This window comes from Amycolatopsis sp. NPDC114478, assembly GCF_055633805.1.
In genome coordinates this window covers 178490-202500 of sequence record NZ_JBVKDO010000019.1, presented here as the reverse complement: position 1 = coordinate 202500, position 24011 = coordinate 178490, and the positions used below count along the sequence as shown (strand labels likewise).

Genomic DNA, 24011 nt, shown 5'->3' with positions numbered 1-24011 from the left:
TCGAGTCCGGAAAGGACGATCGACCGCGGGCCGTTCACCGCGGCGAGGTCGACGCCGTCGCGCAGGAACGGGCGAACGTCCGCTTCGGACGCCTGGACGGCGATCATCACACCGCCCTCGGGCAGCGCGCCCATGAGCCGGGCGCGCGCGGACACCAGCGCGCACGCGTCGTCGAGGCTCAGCACCCCGGCGATGTGCGCGGCGGCGATCTCGCCCACCGAGTGCCCGGCGACGAAGTCCGGGCGCACCCCCCGCGACTCCAGCAGCCGCGCGGCGGCGACCTCGAACGCGAACAGCCCGGGCTGCGTGAACTCGGTGCGGTGCACCAGATCACTGTCCACAGCGGACCGGACGGCCGGGTCGAGCCGGTCGAGGACCTCGGCGAACGCGGTGGCGAACACCGGGAACCGCGCCGCCAGTTCACGGCCCATGCCGGGCCGCTGCGCGCCCTGCCCGGAGAACAGGAACGCGGTCGACCCGGTTGTGGCGACGCCATCGAGCACGTCCGGCGACGGCTCGCCGGCGGCGAACGCGGCGAGCGCCTCGGCGGGCCGTTCGGAGACGACGACCGCCCGGTGCGCGAACCGCGCCCGGCCCGCCAGTGCCCGCGCGACATCCGCGGCCGGCAGACCGTCCACAGTGCCTGCCAGGCGGGCCGCGTGCGCCCGCAACGCCGTGGCCGAACGCGCGGACAGCGGCCAGACCGGCGTCTCTTCCTCCGCCTGAGCCGACGCCTCGGGTGCCTGCTCGATGATCACGTGCGCGTTGGTGCCGCTGATCCCGAACGACGAGATCCCGGCCCGCCGCGGCCGCGCCGCCGACGGCCAGTCACGCGTTTCGGTGACGACCTCCACGGCACCGGCGTCCCAGTCCACGTGGGACGACAGCGTGCCGGTGTGCAGGCTCGCCGGGACGACGCCGTGCCGCATCGCCTGGATCATCTTGATGATGCCCGCGACGCCCGCGGCGGCCTGGGTGTGCCCGATGTTGGACTTCACCGAACCCAGCAGCAGCGGCGTCGAGCGGTCCTGCCCGTACGTCGCCAGCAACGCCTGCGCTTCGATCGGGTCGCCCAATGTCGTGCCGGTACCGTGCGCTTCCACGACGTCGACGTCCGCGGTCGACAGCCCGGACTCGGCCAGCGCCGCCCGGATCACGCGCTGCTGCGACGGCCCGTTCGGCGCGGTGAGCCCGTTCGACGCGCCGTCCTGGTTGACCGCGCTCCCCCGCACCACGGCCAGGATCCGGTGTCCATTGCGGAGCGCGTCCGACTGCCGCTCCAGCACCAGCAGGCCGACGCCTTCGGACCAGCCGGTGCCGTCGGCGTCGTCGGAGAACGCCTTGCAGCGGCCGTCGGGCGAAAGCCCGCGCTGACGCGCGAATTCGACGAACGTCGCCGGGGTGGCCATCACCGTGACCCCGCCGGCCAGCGCCAGCGAGCACTCCCCCGACCGCACCGCCTGGGCCGCCCAGTGCAGCGCGACCAGCGACGACGAGCACGCCGTGTCGATGGTGACCGCCGGGCCTTCCAGTCCCAGCGTGTACGCGACGCGGCCCGAGGCGACGCTCGGCGAACTGCCGTTCCCTTGCTGGCCTTCGTAGTCGCTGTCGGCGAGCAGGCCGCCGTAGTCGCTGTACATCACGCCGGCGAACACGCCGGTCGCCGAGCCACGCAGTGTCGCCGGGTCGATGCCCGCGTGTTCCAGGGCCTCCCACGACGTCTCGAGCAGGAGCCGTTGCTGCGCGTCGGTCGCAACCGCCTCGCGCGGGCTCATGCCGAAGAACGCCGCGTCGAACTCCGCGGCGCCGGCCAGGAATCCGCCGGCCCGCGCGTAGGTCGTGCCCGCGTGGTCGGGGTCGGGGTCGTAGAGCGCGGACAGGTCCCAGCCGCGATCGGCCGGGAACGGGCCGATGGCGTCGCGGCCGCCGGCGACCAGGTCCCAGAACTCGTCCGCCGAACCCGCGCCGCCCGGATAGCGGCAGCCCATGCCGACCACCACGATCGGGTCGTCGTCACGAGCGCGGACCGCGCGGACCTCGGCGGCCGGCGCGTCACCGCCGATCAGCTCGGCCAGCAGGAACGCGGTGAGCGCCGCGCTGTTCGGGTGGTCGAACACGAGCGTCGCGGGCAGCCGCAGGCCGGTCGCGACGGCGAGCCGGTTGCGCAGCTCGACGCCGGTGAGGGAGTCGAAGCCCAGCGCGGAGAACGCGCGCGCCGGCTCGACGGCGGTGCGATCGGCGTGCCCCAGCACCGCCGCGACCTGCGTGGTGACCAGGTCGGCGACGACGCTGTGCCGGTCGGCTTCCGGCAGTCCGGCGAGGCGTGCGGCGAGTTCGCCCGGGGCGACGGCTCGGCGGGTGGTCGCGCGGACCAGCCCGCGCAGCGGGGCGGCGACCTCGCCCGACGCCGTCGCGGCCAGCCGGACCGGCACCAGCGCCGGCACTCCGGCGCCGACGGCGGCGTCGAACAGGGCGAGGCCGTCTTCGGCGGTCAGCGCGGTGATCCCGGCCCGGGCCATCCGGGCGACCTCGGTGCCGCTCAGCTCCGCGGCCATGCCGCCGGCCCCGGCCCACGGACCCCAGGCCAGCGACACCGCACGCAGCCCGCGGGCGGCGCGGTGTTCGGCGAGCGCGTCGAGGTAGGCGTTCGCGGCGGCGTAGTTCGCCTGTCCCGCACCGCCGATCGTGCCCGCGACGGAGGAGAACAGCACGAACCCGTCGACGTCACCGGCCAGCTCGTGCAGCAGCCACGCTGCTTCGGCCTTCGGACGCCAGACGCGGTCGAGCTGCTCGGCGGTCATCGCTTCGACCGTGCCGTCGGCCAGGACGCCGGCCGCGTGCACGACGGCGGTCAGGCGGTGGCCTTCGAGAACCGCGGAAAGCGCAGCGCGATCGGCGACGTCGCAGGCGGCAACGGTCACCTCGGCGCCGGCGTCGGTCAGCTCGGTGACGTCGGCCTGCCCGCTGCGGCTGAGCAGCAGGAGGCGGCGCATGCCGTGCTCGGTCACGAGGTGCCGGGCCAGCAGCAGGCCCAGGCCCCCGGTGCCGCCGGTGACGAGGACGGTCCCGTCGGGGTCCCAGCCAAGCGGCGCGGGTTCGGCGGGTGCCTTCGCCAGGCGCGGCACTTCCACGACGCCGTCGCGCACGCGGGCCTGCGGCTCGCCGGTGACGAGGCCGACGTCGGCCGGGTCGGCGCTGTCGACGAGCGCGAACCGGCCCGGGTGCTCGGACTGCGCCGCCCGGACCAGGCCCCATACGGCGGCCGCGTCGAGGTCGGCGCCGTCGGTGGCGCCGGTGGTGTGGAAGACGAGTTCCGCGTCGCGCGGTTCGGCGAGCCAGTCCCGGACCAGCTCCAGGGCTCGCGCCGGGCCGTCGGCCGTGACGACGACCCGCTCGGGCGCGTCACCCCGGGGCGTGGCGGCCGGGACCCAGTCGAGCCGGAACAGCGCGTCCTGGACGCGGGTGCGGGTAGCGGTGGCGGGCCGGAAGGTGACCGTGTCGACCTCGGCGACCGGACCGCCGTCGGTGTCCACAAAGGACAGCGAGACACCGTTCTCGCCCGCCGGGGAGATCCGGACGTGCAACGGCGACGCACCCGCGGTGTGCAGGCGGACGCCGTGCCAGCTGAAGGGCACCTGCGGCCGGTCGTGCCCGGCGGTGAGGGCGACCGCGTGCAGAGCGGCGTCGAGCAGGGCCGGGTGCAGGCCGAAGCCCTCGGGCCGCTCGTCGCCGAGGCTCAGCTCGGCGAACACGTCGTCGCCGCGGCGCCAGGCGCGGCGCAGGCACTGGAACGCGGGCCCGTACCCCAGGCCGAGCGCGGCGAGCCGGTCGTAGGCGTCGCCGAGGTCGAGGGGTTCGGCGTCGTCCGGACGTGTCGCATCCCGCGGTGTGGCAACAGCTTCCGGTTCGAGGACGCCGGTCGCGTGGCGGGTCCAGGCGCCGTCATCCCCTTCGACGCGGGAGAACACGTCCAGCTCACGCAGGCCGTCGTCGCCCGGCGCGCTCACGCGGACCTGCAGGTGCACGGCGCCCTCGGCGGGCAGGACGAGCGGTTCGGTCACGGTCAGCTCGCGCACGGCCCCCGCCGCCAGTGCGAGTTCGGTGAAGGCCGCGCCGGGGAGCACGGCCGAGCCGAGGACCGTGTGATCGGCCAGCCACGGCTGCGTGGCCAGGGAGATCCGGCCGGTGTGGAGTACGCCGGCGCCGTCGGCGAGGTCGACCGTGCCGCCGAGCAGCGGGTGCGCGGCCGCGCCGAGGCCGAGTCCGGCGGGGTCGCCGGCGCGCCGGCCGGCCGGCGGCCAGAAGCGCTCGTGCTGGAACGCATAACCCGGCAGCGGGACCGCGCGGCCGTCGGCGAGACCGGCCCATTCGACAGGCAGTCCGGCCGCGAACAGCCGGGCCAGCGCGGTGCGGAACGTGTGGAGTTCGTCGCGGTCGCGGCGCAGCAGCGGCACGACCACGGCGTCGTCGTCCGCGGCGAGCCCGGCAAGAACGGCGTCGGGGCCGACTTCGACGAACTTGTCGACGTCCCACGCCCGCAGCGCGCGCAGGGCGTCGGCGAAGCGGACGGTGTCGCGGACCTGCCGCACCCAGTACGCCGGATCCGTGACACTGCCGTTCGCCACCACGGGAATCGTCGGCTCGTGATACGTCAGGCTCGCCGCGATCTCGCCGAATTCGACGAGCATCGGGTCCATCGACGCCGAGTGGAAGGCGTGCGAGACCTTGAGCCGCTTGGCGTCGCCGAACTGCGCGGCGACGGCGGCGACCGCGTCTTCGGGTCCGGAGACGACGACCGAGCGCGGGCCGTTCACGGCAGCGAGATCCACTCCTTCGGTGAGCAGCGGCCGGACGTCGTCCTCCGCGGCGCGCAGGGCGACCATCGCCCCGCCGGGCGGCAGCGCCTGCATGAGCCGGCCGCGGGCGGTGACCAGCCGGGCGGCGTCGGGAACCGAGAACACCCCGGCGACGTGCGCGGCGGCGATCTCGCCGATCGAATGCCCGGTGACGTAGTCGGGGTTGACGCCCCGCGCGGTCAGCGTGTGGAACAACGCGACCTCGATGGCGAACAACGCGACCTGGGTGTACTCGGTGCGGTCGAGTGCCGAGGCGTCGTCGCCCCACATGACGTCGCGCACCGCCGGGTCGAATTCGGCGAGGACGGTGTCGAGCGCGGCGGCGAACACGGGGTCGGCGGCCAGCTCGCGGCCCATGCCGAGCCGCTGGGAACCCTGGCCGGAGAACAGGAACGCGGTCCGGCCGGGCGCGACGCCGCCGAGGACGAGGTCCGGGTGCTCGGTGCCGGAGGCGAGCGCGGTCAGCGCGGTTCCGCCGAACACGACGGCTCGCTCGTCGAAGCGAGCCCGTCCGCGGGTGAGGGTCCACGCGACGTCACGAGGGTCGTGGCGTCCGGCGTGGACACTCAGGCTTCGCGCTTGTGCCCGCAGCGCACCCGGGGTCCTGGCGCTGATCAGCCAGGGGACGTCCGGCGGCGCGGGCCGATCGGGCACCGCGCGCACCGCGGGCTGTTCCAGGATCACGTGGGCGTTCGTGCCGCTGATGCCGAACGAAGACACCCCGGCGCGGCGCACGCGGCCGGCGTCGGGCCAGGCCGTCTCCCCGGTGGCCAGCTCGACCGCGCCCGCGGTCCAGTCGACGTGCCCGGACGGTTCGGTGACGTGCAGTGTCCGTGGCACGACGCCGTGGCGCATCGCCTGCACCATCTTGATGATCCCGGCGACCCCGGAGGCGGCTTGCGTGTGCCCGAGGTTCGACTTCACCGACCCCAGCAGCAACGGCGTTTCCCGGTCCTGGCCGTAGGTCGCCAGCAGCGCCTGCGCCTCGATCGGGTCGCCCAGAGTGGTCCCGGTGCCGTGCGCTTCGACGACGTCGACGTCCGAAGTGGATAGTCCGGCACCGGCCAGCGCGGCGCGGATGACCCGCTGCTGCGAAGGTCCGTTGGGGGCAGTGAGGCCGTTGGACGCGCCGTCCTGGTTGACCGCGGACCCCTTCACCACGGCGAGGATCTCGTGGCCGTGGCGTTCGGCATCGGACTGCCGTTCCAGGACGAGCATGCCGACGCCCTCGGACCAGCCGACGCCGTCGGCGCTGCCGGAGAAGGGCTTGCAGCGGCCGTCGGGCGCGAGGCCGCGCTGGCGGGAGAACTCGACGAACGCCGTCGGCGTCGACATCACGGTGACGCCGCCGGCGAGCGCGAGGTCGCAGTCGCCGGAGCGCAGAGCCTGCGCGGCCCAGTGCAGCGCGACCAGCGAAGACGAGCACGCCGTGTCGACCGTGACGGCGGGGCCTTCGAGACCGAGCACATAGGACACCCGGCCGGAGGCGACGCTGCCCGCGCTGCCGCTGGTCTTGTACCCCTCGGCGTCCTCGCCGCCGTCGAGCAGCCGGCTGTAGTCGCCGTACATCACGCCGGCGAACACACCGGTCGCCGAGCCGCGCAGGGACGACGGGTCGACGCCCGCGCTCTCCACGGCCGCCCAGGACGTTTCGAGCAGCAGCCGCTGCTGGACGTCGGTCGCGACGGCCTCCCGCGGGCTCATGCCGAAGAACCCGGCGTCGAAGTCGGCGGCGTCGTGCAGGAACCCGCCGTGGCGCGTGTAGGACGTGCCGGCGTGGGCCGGGTCCGGGTCGTAGAGCGCGGCGAGGTCCCAGCCGCGGTTCGCCGGGAACTCCGAGACGGCGTCGCCGCCGGTTTCGACCAGCCGCCAGAGGTCTTCGGGCGAGGCGACCCCGCCCGGGTAGCGGCAGGCCATGCCGACGATCACGATCGGGTCGCCGTCGACGGCTTTCGCGACCGGCGCGGTCTCGGCCGGGGTGTCGCCGGCGAGGTGGTCGGCCAGCGCGCCGACGGTCGGGTAGTCGAAGACGAGTGTCGCGGGCAGCCGCAGCCCGGTGGCGGCGGTGAGCCGGTTGCGCAGCTCGACGGCCGTCAGCGAGTCGAACCCGAGCTCCGAGAACGACTTCGCGGGCGTGATCCGCTCGGTGCCGCGGTGGCCGAGGACGTGGGCGACCTCGTTCGCGACCACGACCGCGGCCTCGGCCCGGCTGCGCAGCCGCCGTTCGGGCGTCGCCGCGGCCGCTCGCCGCGGACGGATGAGTCCGCGCAGCGGGTGCGGGAGATTGTCGCGTCGGCGCAGGACGGCGCGGTCCAGCCGGACGGGCAGCGTCACAGCGGCGCCGTCGGCGAGGGCGGCGTCGAAGAGTCCGGTGCCCTGCTCGACGGACAGCGGCGGGAAGCCGGCGCGGGCGAGTCGGTCGAGGCCGGTGTCGCCGAGGTCGGCGGTCATGCCGGACGTCGCCACCCAGGGGCCCCAGGCCAGGCTCGCCGCCGGGCGCCCCTGGGCACGGCGGTGTTCGGCGAGGGCGTCGAGGAACGCGTTGGCGGCGCCGTAGTTCCCCTGGCCGGGAAGTCCGAGCGTGCCCGAGACGGATGAGAACAGGACCAGCTCGGCGTCTGCCAGGAGTTCGTGGAGGTGCCAGGCGGCGTCGGCCTTGGGCCGCCGGACGGCGGCCAGCCGGTCCGGGGTCAGGTCGGCGAGAAGGGCGTCGTCGAGCACCCCGGCGGCGTGCACGACCGTGGCGATTTCGCGGCCGTCGAGCAGCTGCTCGACGGCCGCCCGGTCGGCGACGTCGCAGGCGGCGACGGTGACGTCGGCCCCGCCCGCGGTGAGTTCGGCGACGAGGTCCTGCGCGCCGGGACTGTCGACCCCCCGGCGGCTGACGAGCACCAGCCGGCGCGTGCCGGTAGAGACGAGGTGCCGGGCGATGACCGCGCCGAGGCCGCCGGTCCCACCGGTGACCAGGACCGTCCCCTTCGGATTGCGGGAGACGGCACTTTCCCGGGAAAGCGCCGGAGTGAAGCGAGCGGCGAGCAAGGCGTTGTCCCGGAGAGCGAGCTGGGGTTCGTCGCTCGCGAGGGCGGCCTGGAGCAGCTCGGTCGTGTCGTCGACGTCGACGAGGCCGAAGCGGCCCGGGTGCTCGGCCTGAGCCGCGCGGACCAGGCCCCACACCGCGGCCGCCGGGATGTCCGTGCCGTCGGTCGCGCCGCGGGTGACGAAGACCAGCTTGCCCGACTCGGACTCCGCGACCCACTTCTGGGCCAGGTCCAGGGCGCGGCAAGTGAGGTCGTGCGCCGAGGCCGGGACGTCCGCGGCGCCGGTCAGGCACGTCACCACCAGCGGGGCGGCGGTGAGATGGGGGGCACCGGGCAGGGCGAGCCCGAACGGGTCGTCGCCCCAGAGGACCGCCTCCGTCGCCGGCGCCGGCGCCGGCAAGGGGACCCAGGCAAGAGTGAACAACGCGTCGGTGCGCTGGGCCGCGGGACGGTGTTCGCGCAAGTCCAGGGCGTCGATCGTGGCGACCGGGTGGCCGTCCGGGCCGGTCAGGTCGAGGGTGTCACCGTGGATGTGAACCCGCAGTGCCACCGCACCCGTCGCGTGCAGCGAGACGCCGCGCCACGAGAACGGGAGCACGCGGGCCGGGGTGCCCGGGCGCAGCGTCAGGGCGTGCAGGGCGGCGTCGAGCAACGCCGGGTGCAGGCCGAACTCCGCCGCTTCCGCGTGGTGCTCGGCGTCCAGGGCGACTTCGGCGAAAACGTCGCCGTCACGGCGCCACGCCGCGCGCAGGCCGCGGAAGCGCGGGCCGTACCCGAAGCCGTCCGCCGCGAAGTCCGCATAGAAGTCTTCCAGGTCGACCGGGTCCGCATCAGGGGGCGGCCAGGCTCCGGAGTCCGCGGCGGGAGCGGGTGAGGCGGCGCTCAGCGCGCCGGTGGCGTGCTCGGTCCAGGGGTCCTCTTCGGACTGTCGTGAGTGGATGGACACCGGCCGGACGCCGTGCTCCCCCGGCTCGCCCGCGCGGACCTGCACCGAAGCCGGGAGCACGAGGGGGACGGCCATGGTCAGCTCGTCGAGCCGCGGGCAGCCGCACTCGTCGCCGGCGCGGATCGCCAGCTCGGCCAGCGCCGTGCCCGGCAGCAGGGTCGTCCCAGCGACGACGTGCTCGGCCAGCCACGGCTGCGCGGCCACCGACAGCCGGCCGGTCAGCACGACCTCGTCGGAGCCGGCCAGCGTGACGACGTCGTCAAGCAGCGGGTGCGCGGCCGGGCCGCCCGCGCGCGACGGCCTCGGCGCGGGCCAGAACCGTTCGCGCTGGAACGGGTAGGTGGGCAGTTCGACCTGCCGCCCGCCGGCCACCGCGGGCCGCCAGTCGACGTCGATCCCGGCCACGAACAGCCGCGCCGCGGCCTCGACGAACGCGGTTTCCTCACCGCGGTCACGGCGCATGAGCGGCACCGCGGGCGCGTCGGCCACCAGCGCGGACAGCACGCCGTCCGGACCGGCCTCGACGAACCGCGTCACCCCGGCGCCGGTCAGGGTCGTGACGGCGTCGGCGAAGCGGACCGCCTCGCGCGCGTGCCGGACCCAGTAGTCCACTGTGGTCGGTTCCGCGCCGGATTCCACCGTGGAGAAGAACGGCAGCCGCGGTGCGGTGAACGTGAGTCCGCTCAGGACGCCGGAGAACTCCGCGAGCATCGGCTCCATCAGCGGCGAGTGGAACGCGTGCGACACCGTGAGCCGCCGCGTCTTCTCGAACCGCGCGGCCACTTCGGCGACGGCCTCGGCCGCGCCGGACAGGACGATCGAGCGCGGGCCGTTCACGGCGGCGATCGCGACGTCCGGGCCCAGCAGCGGCCGGACCTCGTCCTCGCTCGCGACGACGGCGACCATGGCGCCGCCGTCGGGCAGCGCCTGCATCAGCGCACCCCGCGCGACGACCAGCCGGCACGCGTCGGCCAGCGAGAACACCCCGGCGGCGTGCGCGGCGGCGATCTCGCCGATGGAGTGCCCGGCGACGACGTCGGGCGTGACACCCCAAGACCCGGCCAGCCGCAGCAGCGCGACGTGCAGGGCGAACAATGCGGGCTGCGCGAACTCCGTGCGGTCGAGGCGAGCCTGGTCGTCCCCGCGCACGACGTCGGCGATCGCCGGGCCGAACTCGGCGAGGACGGCGTCGTGGGCCTCAGCGAACGCCGGGAACCGCCGGGCCAGTTCGCGGCCCATGCCCGCCCGCTGGCCGCCCTGGCCGCTGAACAGGAATGCGGTCCTGCCGGGCACCGCGTCGCCGGTGACCATCTGTTCCCGGTTCGCCAGTACGACCGCGCGGTGCGCGAACCGGGAGCGGCCGGCCAGGGAGAAGCCGATGTCGAGCGGCGCGGCGTCGAGCGCGGTCACGCTCGCCACGGCAGCGTGCAGCGCGGCTTCGGACTTGGCCGACAGCGGCCACGGCACCAACGCGGGCTGGGGCGGGGCCGGTAGCTCCGGAGCGGACGGCGGCTGTTCGAGGATGGCGTGGGCGTTCGTGCCGCTGATCCCGAACGACGAGACCGCGGCCCGGCGCGGCCGGCCGGTCTCCGGCCACTCGGTCGGCTCACCGAGGAGGGCGACGCCCTCCCAGTCGACGCGCGACGACGGGGTGTCCGCGTGCAGAGTCGGTGGCAGCACGCCGTGCCGCATGGCGAGCACCATCTTGATCACGCTCGCGACCCCGGCGGCGGCCTGCGTGTGCCCGAGGTTGGACTTCACCGAGCCCAGCAGGAGCGGCGTCTCGCGATCCCGGCCGTAGGTCGCGATGAGCGCCTGCGCCTCGATCGGGTCGCCCAGCTGCGTGCCGGTGCCGTGACCGTCGACCGCGTCGACGTCCGAAGTGGACAGACCGGCGCTGGCCAGTGCGGCGCGGATGACGCGCTGCTGCGAGGGGCCGTTCGGCGCGGTCAGGCCGTTGGACGCGCCGTCCTGGTTGAGCGCGCTGCCCCTGACCACGGCCAAGACCGGGTGGCCGTTGCGACGCGCGTCGGAAAGCCTCTCCAGCAGAAGCATTCCGGCGCCTTCGGCCCAGCCGGTGCCGTCCGCGCCGTCGCCGAAGGAGCGGCAACGACCGTCGGCGGACAGGCCGCGCTGCCGGGAGAACTCGACGAACGTCGACGGCGTCGCCATCACGGTGACGCCACCGGCGAGCGCGAGGTCGCACTCCCCCGACCGCAGTGCCTGCGCGGCCAGGTGCAGCGAAACGAGCGAAGACGAGCACGCGGTGTCGACGGTGACCGCGGGGCCTTCCAGGCCGAGCACATAGGACACCCGACCGGACGCGACACTGCCGGCGCTGCCGCTGGTCAGGTAGCCTTCGGCGTCTTCGCTGCCGCCGAGCAGGCGGCTGTAGTCGTGGTACATCACCCCGGCGAACACACCGGTCGCGCTGCCGCGCAGCGACACCGGGTCGACGCCCGCGCGCTCGACGGCCTCCCACGACGTCTCCAGCAGCAGCCGCTGCTGGGCGTCGGTGGCCAGGGCTTCGCGCGGGCTCATGCCGAAGAACTCGGCGTCGAAGTCCGCGGCGTCGTGCAGGAACCCGCCGTGGCGCGTGTACGACGTGCCGGGGTGATCGGGGTCGGGGTCGTAGAGCGCATCGAGGTCCCAGCCGCGGTCGGCGGGGAACTCCGAGACGGCGTCGCGGCCGTCCGCGACCAGGTCCCAGAGCTGGTCGGGGGTGGTGACCCCGCCCGGGTAGCGGCAGGCCATCCCGACGATCACGACCGGATCGCCGGTGCTCACGGCCGCACGGCGGACCTCGGCGGCCGGCGCGTGGGCGTCGAACAGCTCGGCCAGCAGGTACGCGGCCAGCGCGGTGACGGTCGGCTGGTCGAACACCAGCGTGGTCGGCAGGCGTAGCCCGGTCGCGGCGGCGAGCCGGTTGCGCAGGTCGACGCCGGACAGGGAGTCGAACCCGAGGTCGGAGAAGGCGCGGACGGGGTCGATCGCGGCGGCGTCGGCGTGCCCGAGGGCGAGCGCGACGTGCGTGGCGACGAGCCCGGCCAGCGCTTCGGCGCGTTCGGCGGCGGGCAGCGGGGTGAGGGTGCGGACCAGGTCGCCCGCCTGTGCGGACCCGGCGGCGGCACGGCGGCGGCCTGGCCGGACCAGACCGCGCAGCACGTGCGGGATCTCGGGCCGGCGTCGCACGGCGGCGAGGTCGAGCGGCAGCGGCAGGAGCGCGGGCTCGCCGGCCGCGCGGGCGGCGTCGAACAGCGCGAGCCCGGCGTCGACGGTGACCGGCGGCAGCCCGGCTTCGGCAAGGCGGCGCAAGTCCACTTCGGACAGTGTCGACGTCATGCCACTGCCGGATTCCCACGGGCCCCAGCCGAGGGACACGGTGTTCGGGCGACGACGGGCGAGCGCGTCGAGGAAGGCGTTGGCGGCGGCGTAGTTCGCCTGACCGGCTCCCCCGAACGTGCCGACGACGGAGGAGAAGAAGACCAGTTCGGTGCCGGGCCCGGTCAGCTCGTGGAGGTACCAGGCGCCATCGGCCTTGGCCCGCAGGACCGGCTCGAAACGTTCGGGGGTGAGCGCGGCGAGGGTGCCGTCGTCGAGGACACCGGCGGCGTGGACGACGGTCGTGATCTCGCGGCCTTCGAGCAGCCGGGCGAGGGCGGCGCGGTCGCCGACGTCGCAGGCCGCCACCTCGGCGCCGTCGCCGAGCTCGGCGAGGAGGGCGGGATCGGCGGTACCGGATCGACTGACGAGCAGCAGGTCCCGCCGGCCGCGCGCGGCCAGGTGGCGGGCGACGGCACTGCCGAGCCCACCGGTGCCGCCGGTGATGAGCACGGTGCCGCCCGAGCTTTCCCGTGACAGCTCCGTCCCGGTGGCGCGGGCGAGCCGGGCGGCCAGGACGCGGCCTTCCTCGATCTTCAGGACGGGTTCGTCACCGGCGACGGCGAGTGCGCGGGAGCCGTCGGTTTCGACGAGCACGAACCGGCCGGGGTGTTCGGCTTGGGCCGCGCGGACCAGCCCCCCGGCGGCGGCCGCGACCGGGTCGGCGGCCGGCGTCACGACGACCAAGGTGCGGTCGCCGGTGAGGGTTTCCTGGAGCCTGCCCAGGACGTGAGAGGTCACCTCGCGCAGGGATCGCGGCACGTCGCCGAGGTCTCCGGCGACGGTGAGCACGTCGAAGGCGGCCGGGACTTCCTCGGCGGTGACGGGCGTCCACTCCAGCCGGAACAGGGGTTGCGGCGCCTTCGCGGCACCGGGGTGGCGGAGGACGAGGCGGTCCACGGACACCACGGGCGTGCCGGCCGGGTCCGTCGCGGTGACGCGAAGACCGCCGTCGGCAGGGGTGAGCCGGACGCGCAGCGCGGCCGCGCCGGTCGCGTGCAGCGCGACGCCCTGCCACGAGAACGGGACACTGCCGGTGAAGTCCGGGTCGAGCAGCGAGACGAGCCGCAGGGTCGCGTCGAAGAGGGCGGGGTGGAGGCCGTAGGCGGTCGCGTCGGGGCGGTGCGCGTCGGCGAGCGCGACTTCGGCGAAGATCTCCTGGTCCCGCCGCCAGGCGAGCGCGGGCCCGGCGAACGCGGGACCGTAGCCGAGCCCGTCGGCGGCGAGCCGGTCGGTGAGGCCGGTGAGGTCGAGGGGTTCGGCGCCGGCCGGGGGCCACGAGCCGAAGCCGTCGGCCGCGGCGATCTCCGGGACCAGGCGGCCGCTCGCGTGGCACTGCCAGGGCTCGTCCGTACCCTCCGGCCGCGACGACACGGAGAACTCTCGCGCGCCGTCGTCGTCCGCGGCGCCCGCCCGCACCTGCAGCTCGCGGGCCGCCGTCAGCTCCAGCGGGGACTCGATCGTCAGCTCATCGACGCCGAGGTCCGCGTCCGCCGCGAGGGCCAGCTCCACGAACGCCGTGCCGGGCAGGACGGGGGTGCCGTGGACCGTGTGGTCGGCGAGCCACGGCTGGGTCGCCGTCGTCAGGAGGCCTGTGCGGACCACGCTGCCGTCGGTCAGGTCCAGGGCCGGGCCGAGCAAGGGGTGCCCGGGCGCCGTCGGCCAGAACCGCTGGTGCTGGAACGGGTACGTCGGCAGGTCCACGACCCGCGCGCCCGAGCCGGCGAACCACGCCGGCCAGTCCACAGTAGACCCGGTGACGTGCAGGCGGCCCAACGCTTCCAGGATCGCGGCGGCCTCCGGGCGGTCGCGGCGCAGGACCGGCGTCGCCGTTGCGGCCGGGTCGTCGACGAGTCCGGACAGCACCGCGTCCGGCCCGACCTCGACGAACGTCGTCACGCCCGCTGCGGTCAGCCGGGCGAGCGCGTCGGCGAACCGGACCGTCGCGCGGACGTGGTCGACCCAGTGGTCCGGGCACGTCACGTCGCCGGCCGCGAGCACCGGGATTTCCGGCGGCTCGAAGGACAGCTCCGCGACGACCGCGCGGAACTCGTCGAGCATCGGGTCCATCAGGTGCGAGTGGAACGCGTGCGACACGGTGAGCCGCTTCGTCTTCCCGAAGCGGGACGCCACTTCCAGCACGGCGTCCTCGACGCCCGACAGCACGACGGACCGCGGCCCGTTCACCGCCGCGAGGTCGACGCCGTCGATCAGTTCGGCGCGAACGTCCTCTTCGGACGCTTCGACCGCCACCATCGCGCCACCGCGCGGCAGGGCCTGCATCAGGCGGCCGCGCGCGGAGACCAGCTTGCACGCGTCGGCCAGGGAGAGGACCCCGGCCACGTGCGCGGCCGCGATCTCCCCCACCGAGTGCCCGGCGACGAAGGCCGGGCGCACACCCCACGACGCGAGCAGCCGCGTCAGCGCGACCTCGATCGCGAACAACGCCGGTTGCGCGTGGCCGGTTTCGGCCAGCGCCTCCGCGTCGGTACCCCAGACGACCGAACGCAGTTCGGGGTCGAACGACGCCAGCACTTCGTCGAACGCCGCCGCGAACACCGGGTACTCGGCGGCCAATTCCCGGCCCATCCCGATCCGCTGGGCGCCCTGGCCGGTGAAGAGGAAGGCCAGCGGTCCCGGCGCCGCGACGCCGCGGGCGACCTCGCGGACGCCGTCGTCGCCGGCGAGCAGCACCGCGCGGTGGGCGAACCGCGCCCGGGTGGTCGCCAGGGTGAACCCGGCGTCGAGCGGAGCGGGGGCGGCGGCGGTGACCCGCATGATCTGGTCCGCGAGCGCGGCTTCGGAGCGTGCCGAGAGAACCCACGGCACCGTCGGGCGCTCGGCCGCGGGAGCGGAAACGACGGCCGGTGCCTCGATGACGACGTGCGCGTTGGTGCCGCCGATCCCGAACGACGAGATCCCGGCCCGGCGCGGCCGCTCCGAGACCGGCCACTCGCGGGGCTCGGCGAGCAGTTCGAGCGACCCGGCCGTCCAGTCCACGTGGGACGACGGCGTCCCGGCCCACAACGACTTCGGGACGACGCCGTGGCGCATGGCGAGGATCATCTTGATGATGCCCGCGACGCCCGCGGCGGCCTGGGTGTGCCCGATGTTGGACTTCACCGAACCCAGCAGCAGCGGCGTCGAGCGGTCCTGCCCGTACGTCGCCAGCAACGCCTGCGCTTCGATCGGGTCGCCCAATGTCGTGCCGGTACCGTGCGCTTCCACGACGTCGACGTCCGCGGTCGACAGCCCGGACTCGGCCAGCGCCGCCCGGATCACGCGCTGCTGCGACGGCCCGTTCGGCGCGGTGAGCCCGTTCGACGCGCCGTCCTGGTTGACCGCGCTCCCCCGCACCACGGCCAGGATCCGGTGTCCATTGCGGAGCGCGTCCGACTGCCGCTCCAGCACCAGCAGGCCGACGCCTTCGGACCAGCCGGTGCCGTCGGCGTCGTCCGAAAAGGACTTGCAGCGGCCGTCGCTCGCGAGACCGCCTTGGCGGGCGAAGTCGAGGAACGTCGCTGGCGTCGACATCACCGTCACGCCACCGGCCAGCGCCAGCGAGCACTCCCCCGACCGCAGGGCCCGCGCCGCCCAGTGCAACGCCACCAGCGACGACGAGCACGCGGTGTCCACCGTGACCGCCGGGCCTTCCAGCCCGAGGGCGTAGGCGACCCGGCCGGAGGCGATGCTGCCCGCGGTGCCGTTGACGTCGAAGCCGCGTGCCTCAGGATCCTGCGCGATGGCCGCGTAGTCGTGGTACATGACCCCGGCGAACACGCCGGTGTCGGAGCCCTTCAGTGACGTCGGGTCGATGCCGGCCTGTTCGAACGCCTCCCACGAGACTTCCAGCAGGAGCCGCTGCTGCGGGTCGGCGCTGAGCGCGTCCCGCGGTGAGATGCCGAAGAAGTCGGCGTCGAACCCGGTGGCTTCGTGCAGGAAGCCACCTTCGAAGTCGGCGCCGGGCGTGTGCCAGCCGCGGTCGGCGGGGATGGGCGTGATGCCGTCGCGGCCTTCGGCCAGCAGGTCCCAGAAGTCCTCCGGCGACGCCACACCGCCCGGATACCGGCAGGCCATGCCGACGATCACCACCGCGTCGTCGTCGCGCGCCACCACGCGAGTCGGGCGCTGGGTCGGCCCGTCCTCGGCGGACAGGAACGCCGTGACGGCGTCGGGAGTCGGGTGGTCGAACACCAGCGTCGCCGGCAGTCGTCGCCCGGTCGCCTCGGCGAGGCGGTTGCGCAGCTCGACCGAGGTCAGCGAGTCGAGGCCGAGTTCGCGGAACGTCAGCGTCGAGTCGACCGACGCCGCCGACGCGTGCCCGAGCACGTTCGCCACCGTCGAGACGACCAGCGCGCCGAAGTCCGTCGCCGCCGCGGCCGCGCGACGCGGGCGCGGCGGAGCCAGGCGGTGGAACACCGGCGGCACGACGTCGAGGGCGCGCAGGGCGGTGCGGTCGACGTGTGAGGCGACGACGGCGGGCTCGGCGCCCGCCAGCGCGGCGTCGAACCAGGCCAGCCCGTCGGCGACCGAGTGCGTCGGCAGCCCGGACCGGGCCATCCGCCGCAGCGCGGCTTCGGACAGCGTGCCGGTCATGCCGCCGTCGCGGCCCCACGGACCCCACGCGATCGCGCGCGCCGGGAGCCCGGCGGCCGCCCGGACGCGGACCAGCTCGTCAAGAGCCGCGTTGGCCGCGGTGTAGGCGCCCTGGCCGCCGTTGCCGAGCACGCCGAACACCGACGTGAACACGACGAACGCCGACAGGTCCGGCGCGAGTTCGTGCAGGTGCCAGGCCGCGTCGACCTTCGGGGCGAGGACGCGGGCGAGCCGGTCGGGCGTCAGGGCGGCGAGGACGCCGTCCTCGAGCACGCCGGCCGCGTGCACCACACCGGTGATGTCGTGGGCGGCGAGCAGCGCGGCGACGGAGTCGCGATCGGCCACGTCGCAGGCCACCAGAGCGACAGACGCACCCAGCGCGGTCAGCTCGTCGGACAGCTCGCGGGCACCGGGAGCGTCGGCGCCCCGGCGGCCGGCCAGCACCAGCCGCGTCACGCCGTGGGACGTCACCAGGTGGCGGGTGACGTGGCCACCGAGGCCACCGGTACCGCCGGTGATCAGGACGGCGCCGTCGCCCCAGTCGACCGGTCCGGGCTCGGCGGTCACCGGGGCGAGGCGCGGGACTTCGACGCGGCCGTCGCGGACGCGGACCTCGGTCTCGCCGGAGGTCGGCAGCGCGGCCAGCTCCGCTGCCGAAGGCACGCCGGACAGCAGGAAGAACCGGCCCCGGCGTTCGGCCTGGGCCGAGCGCACGAGCCCTTCGGCCGCGGCGGCGACCGGGCCGCCGCCGGTGACGAACACCAGCAGCTTGTCGTCCTCGAGGTGCCCGCGCAGGTGACTCAAGACGGTCGAGGTCACCAGCCGGACGCCGGCCGGGACGGGCAGGCCCACCGGGTCCGGGACCGGGACGAGCAGGACGTCGGCCGACGACGGGACGGCGTGGCGGCCGGTCAGCAGCGCGCCGAGGCCCTGGTCGTCGGGGCCGACGACGGCCCAGGTCAGGTCGGCCGGCGCGCCGAGGTCCTTGGGCGTCCACTCGACGTGCAGCAGTGGCGGCGCCACCGGGGCGGCGTCGGCCGGAGGCCGCAGCACCAGCGAACCGACGGTGGCGACCGGAGCGCCTTCGGGATCGGTCACCGACAGCGTGACGGTGTCCGGGCCGAGGCGCCGGATCCGCAACCGCAGCGCGGACGCGCCGACCGCGTGCAGGCCGACGTCGGACCAGACGAACGGCAGCCGGGCACGCGGGCGCGGGTCGAGCCCGAGGAACGGCACCAAGTGCAGGGCGGCGTCGAACAGGGCCGGGTGCAGCAGGTAGCCCGCCGGGTCACCGGCTTCCTGCGGCAGCACGAGGTCCGCGCACAGGTCGTCGCCTTCGTGCCAGGCGGCGCGGACGCCGCGGAACGCGGGCCCGTAGTCGAGCCCGGCGGCGGACAGGGTCGGGTACAGCTCGTCGACGTCGATGTCTTCGCCGCGCTCCCCCGACGACAGGACCGGCACCGGGACGGCCGCGACCAGGCGGCCGGTGGCGTGCTCGGTCCACGTGCCGTCGATGGCGCGTGAGTGGACGGTGACCGGGCGGCCATCGTCCACTCCCGCGTCGGCGCCGACGCGGACCTGGAGGGTGACGCCGTCGCCGGCCAGCGGCAGCGGCGCGGTGAGGGTCAGCTCGGCGAGCGCGCCGCAGCCGACCTCCGTGCCGGCGCGCAGCGCGAGCTCGACGAACCCGGTACCGGGGAACAGGACCCGGTCTTCGACGACGTGGTCGGCCGGCCAGGGCAGCGTGTCCGGCGAGACGTACCCGGTGAGCACGACGCCGTCTTCACCGGGAAGCTCGACCGGTGCGCCGAGCAGGGGGTGGTCCGAGCGATCGAAGGGACGAGCCGCGGGCCGGGCGGTGGCCCAGAAGCGCTCGTGCTGGAAGGCATACGTCGGCAGGGCGACACGCCGGGCGCCGGTGCCCGCGTAGAACGCCGGCCAGTCGAGTTCGGCGCCGAGCACGTGCAGGCGGCCGAGCGCGGTCGCGAACGCCGTCTCCTCGGGACGGTCCGAGCGCAGCAGCGGCACCGGCGCCGCGTCCGGCAGCGTCCGCGCGACCAGGCCGGACAAGGTGCTGTCCGGGCCGATCTCGACGAACGAGCCGATCCCGTTGTCCCGCAACGTCTCCAGCGCGTCGGCGAACCGGACGGTCGCGACGACCTGGGCGACCCAGTAGCCCGGATCGGTCAGCTCGCCCGGCTCGGCCGGGCGGCCGGTGACCGTCGAGACGACCGGCAGCGTGGGCTCGTGGAACGTCAGTTCTTCGGCCACGCGGCGGAAGTCGTCGAGCATCGGCGCCATCAACGGCGAGTGGAAGGCGTGCGACACCGAGAGCCGCCGGGCCTCCTCGAACGACGCCGCCAGCCGCAGCAGCGCGTCCTCCTCACCGGAGACGACCAGCGACTCGGGGGCGTTGACGGCGGCGATCGCGACGCCGTCGGTGAGGAGCGGCCGGACCTCGTCCTCGGTCGCCTGCAGCGCGATCATCGCGCCGCCCTCGGGCAGCGCCTCCATCAGCCGGCCGCGCGCGACGACGAGCGCGCACGCGTCCGGCAGGGCGAGCACCCCGGCGACGTGCGCCGCGGCCAGCTCGCCGATCGAGTGCCCGGCCACCCGTTCCGCGCGTACACCGAGCGATTCGACGAGCCGGAACAACGCGACTTCGAGCGCGAACAGCGCGGGCTGCGCGACCCCGGTGCGATCGAGCACGGCCGGGTCTTCGGTGCGGATCGCGTCGGCCACTTCGGCCGGGAAGTGCGCGCAGACCTCGGCGTACACGGCCGCGAAGACCGGGAACCGCGCGGCCAGCTCGCGGCCCATGCCGGGGCGCTGGGTGCCCTGCCCGGCGAACACCGCGGCGACGGCGGGCTCGACCGCGGGTGCGATGCCGCTCGCGATCTCGGCTCCGCCCAGCAGCACGGCCCGGCGGTCGAACGAAGACCGGGTCGTGACCAGGGAATACCCGACGTCGACCGGGTCGGCGTCGACGTCCCGCAGCCGCTCGACCGCAGCGCGCAAGGCAGGCTCGGATCGCGCCGAGACCACCCACGGCACGGCCGTCACGACGACCTCGCGCGCGGGTTCGGCGACGGTGTCCGCCGGGGCCTGCTCCAGGATCAGGTGCGCGTTCGTGCCGCTGATCCCGAAGGAGGACACGGCCGCGCGGCGCGGCCGTCCGGCGTCGAGCCACTCGCGGGCGGCGGTGGCCAGGTCGATCGCCCCCGCCGTCCAGTCGACATGGGACGACGGCGCGTCGGCGTGCAGCGTGCGCGGCACGACCCCGTGGCGCATCGCGGCGATCATCTTGATCACGCCCGCGACGCCGGCAGCGGCCTGCGTGTGCCCGATGTTGGACTTCACGGATCCCAGCAGCAGCGGCGTTTCCCGGTCCTGACCGTAGACTGCGAGGGCCGCGCGGGCTTCGATCGGGTCACCGAGGCGGGTGCCGGTGCCGTGGGCTTCGAGGACGTCGACGTCGGCGGCGGTGAGACCTGCGTCGCCGAGCGCCTCGAAGATCACGCGCTGCTGGGCCGGGCCGCTGGGCGCGGTGAGGCCGTTGGACGCGCCGTCGGAGTTGACCGCCGAGCCGCGCACGATCGCGAGGACGTCGTGGCCGAGCTCGCGGGCGCGCGAAAGCCGTTCGACGACGACCATGCCGACGCCTTCGGCCCAGCCGGTACCGTCGGCGCCGTCGCCGAACGCCTTGCAGCGCCCGTCGTCCGACAGGCCGCCCTGCTTGGCGAACTCGACGAAGATGCCGGGCTCGGCCATCACGGTGACGCCGCCGGCGATGGCGAGCGACGTCTCGCCCGAGCGCACCGACCGCACGGCCAGGTGCAGCGCGACCAGCGACGACGAGCACGCCGTGTCGACGGTGACGGCCGGGCCGCCGGTGCCGAGCACGTACGCGACGCGGCCGGAGACGAGGCTCGGCGAGGTGCCGGTGAGCACGTAGCCTTCGGCGCCGCCGGTGCCTTCGGCCAGTCGCGGGCCGTAGTCCTGCGCGGTGGCGCCGACGAACACGCCGGTGCGGGTGCCGCGCAGCGACGATGGCGCGATCCCGGCGCGTTCCAGGGTTTCCCAGACGACTTCGAGCACGAGCCGCTGCTGCGGCTCCATCGCCTGGGCTTCGCGCGGCGAGATGCCGAAGAGGCCGGCGTCGAACCCGGCGACGTCGGCGAGGAAGCCGCCCGGCCGGCCGGTGCCGAGCACCGACGCGGGCCAGCCGCGGTCGGCGGGCATCGCGGTGATCGCGTCCGTTTCGGACTCGATCAGCCGCCAGAGTTCTTCGGGGGAACCAGCTCCGCCCGGGTAGCGGCAGCCGAGGCCGACGATGACGACCGGGTCCGCGTCTCCCGTCGACGCGGTAGTGACGGCCGCCGCCGGTCCGGCGCCGGCGAGGTGTTCGGCGAGCGCGCGGACGGTCGGGTGGTCGAACAGCTCCGTCGTGGCCAGCGTGCGACCGGTGGCGGCGCCGAGGCGGACGGCGAGGTCGACGTTCATCGCCGAGTCGAAGCCCAGCTCCCGGAAGGGCGTAGTCGGGTCGACCTCGGCGCCGAGGACCGCGGCCGCTTCGGCGCGCACGAGCTTGAGCAGGTCGCGGTCGACCGGGACGGTCGTGGCTTTCGGTTCGGGGGCGTCGAACCAGTGGCGTTCGCGATCGAAGGCGTAGGTCGGCAGATCGAGCGGCCGGCCGCCGGCGGTGAGCTTCGTCCAGTCGGCGTCGATGCCGCGGACGTGCAGTTCCGCGAGTGCGGCGAGGGCACCGAAGTCCTCCGGACGCCGGGAACGCGACGACCGGACCGTGACCGGGTTGTCCAGGCAGGCGCGGACCAGTGAGGTGAGCGTGCCGTCCGGCCCCAGCTCGAGGAACGCGGTGATGCCCTGACGGGACAACGTATCGACGGCGTCGGCGAAGCGGACCGTGTCGCGCGCCTGGCGGATCCAGTACTCCGGTTCGCCGAGCTGAGCCTGGCGGATCACGCGGCCGGTCACCGTCGACACGATCGGCAGCCGCGGCGGCCGCAGGTCCAGCTGCTCGACGACCCGGCGGTACTCGGCCAGCATCGGGTCCATCAGCGGCGAGTGGAAAGCGTGCGAGACGGCCAGGCGCGTCACCTTGCGGCCGTCGGCCTCGAAGCGCGCGGCCAGCGCCAGCACCGGCTCCTCGGGGCCGGCCAGCACGACCGACTCGGGCCCGTTGACCGCGGCGAGGACGACGTCGTCGCCCAGCAGGGGCTCGACTTCGCCGGCCGCGGCGCGGACGGAGACCATCGCGCCGCCCGGCGGCAACGAGCTCATCAGCCGGCCGCGCGCGGTGACCAGTTCGCACGCGTCGTCGAGGGACAGCACGCCGGCGACGTGGGCGGCGGCGATCTCGCCCACCGAGTGCCCGGCCACGTACTCCGGCTCGATCCCCCACGAGGCGAACAGCCGGTACAGCGCGACCTCGTAGGCGAACAGCGCGGGCTGGGTGTGCCCGGTCTCGGCCAGTACAGCTGCGTCGGCCGAGCCCGGTTCGGAGAAGAGCACTTCCCGCAGCGGACGTTCGGTGTCGCAGCGCGCGCAGATCTCGTCCAGGGCCTCGGCGAACACCGGGAACCGCTCGTACAGCTCGCGGCCCATGCCGGGCCGCTGGGCGCCCTGGCCGGGGAACAGCACGGCCAGCCGGTGCTCGCCGGCGGTCCCGGTGACTACGTCGGCCGACGGCTCGCCGGCTGCGAGCGCGGGCAGCGCGCCGGTGTCGAGGACGACGGCGCGGTGCGTGAACGCGCTGCGAGTGGCGACCAGGGAGTGCGCGACGTCGCGGGCGTCGGCGTCCACAGTGGACAGGGCGGCGGCCTGCCCGCGCAGGCCGCCGGGGGTCCGGGCCGACAGCACCCAGGGGGCCGGTTCGGTCGTGGCCTGCCGCGGTGGTTCCGCGGTCGGGGGCGCGGCGGAGAGCACGAGGTGGCAGTTCGTGCCGCCCATGCCGAACGACGACACCCCGGCGTACGAGCCTTCCGCCCACGGGACCGCCTCGACGGCGACGCGCAGGCGCCAGTCGTCGAACCGGATGGCCGGGTTCGGGTGCTCGTGGTTGCGGCTGGGCGGGACTTCGCCGTGGGACAGCGACAGCGCGACCTTCAGCACGCCCGCGACGCCGGCGGCGCCTTCGAGGTGGCCGATGTTCGTCTTGACCGAGCCGACCCACAGCGGGTCCTCGCCGCGGCCGGGCGCGAAGACGGCGCCGAGCGCGGCGGCCTCCAGGGGGTCACCGACGCGGGTGCCGGTGCCGTGCAGTTCGACGTACCGGACGGCGTCGGCGGAGACGCCGGCGCGACGCAGCGCGGCCCGGATGACCGCCTCCTGCGCCTCCGCGCTCGGCGTCGTGAGGGTTTCGCTGAAGCCGTCGTTGTTGACCGCGCCGCCTTCGATGACGCAGTGGACGCGGTCGCCGTCCCGCAGAGCGGCGGCGAGGGGCTTGAGGACGACGAAGCCGCCGCCCTCGCCGCGGACGTAGCCGTTGGCCCGCTCGTCGAAGGTGTAGCAGCGGCCGTCGGGCGAGAGGCCGCCGAACCGGTCGGCGGCGATCGTGCTTTCCGGGGCCAGGTTCAGCTGCACGCCGCCGGCGATGGCGAGGTCGGCTTCGCCGCTGCGCAGGGCTTCGCAGGCGAGGTGCACGGCGACCAGCGACGACGACTGCCCGGTGTCGACCGACAGGCTCGGCCCGCGCAGGCCGAACGCGTAGGACAGCCGGTTGGCCAGCACCGCCCGGCTCTGCCCGGTGAGCGTGTGGTGCCCGATCGCGTTCGCGCCGCCCTGCTTGAGCAGGGTCGCGTAGTCATCCGCGCTCGCGCCGACGAAGACACCGGTCGAGGAGCCTTCGAGCCGGGACGGCACAATCCGCGCGTCTTCGAGGGCCTCCCAGCCCAGTTCGAGGGCGAGGCGCTGCTGCGGGTCCATGGTCGCGGCCTCGCGGGCCGGGATGCCGAAGAACGCGGCGTCGAAGGTATCCACTTCGGACAGGAACCCGCCGCGGCGGGTCTCCGGCGGCACCGACGACCGGCGCTCCGGCGGCACCTCGGACGTGCCGTCGGCACCGTCGCGCAGCAGTGTCCAGAACGCGCCGGGTGCGGGCGCCGCGGGCAGGCGGCAGGCCAGGCCCACGATCGCGACGGCACCTTCGCGGACAATGTGCTCGGCTCGATCCAC

Annotated in this window: 1 protein-coding gene (cut by a window edge); it reads right to left on the bottom strand. The window is 75.0% G+C overall.

Annotation, left to right across the window (positions count from 1 at the left end; translation table 11 throughout):
* Positions 1-24011: the 5' portion of an SDR family NAD(P)-dependent oxidoreductase gene (locus ACZ7OH_RS39585; protein WP_470285593.1), read on the bottom strand. It extends 3034 nt beyond the left edge of the window; the window shows 24011 of its 27045 coding nt (coding positions 1-24011); it begins with the start codon at positions 24009-24011; its stop codon lies off the left edge, out of view.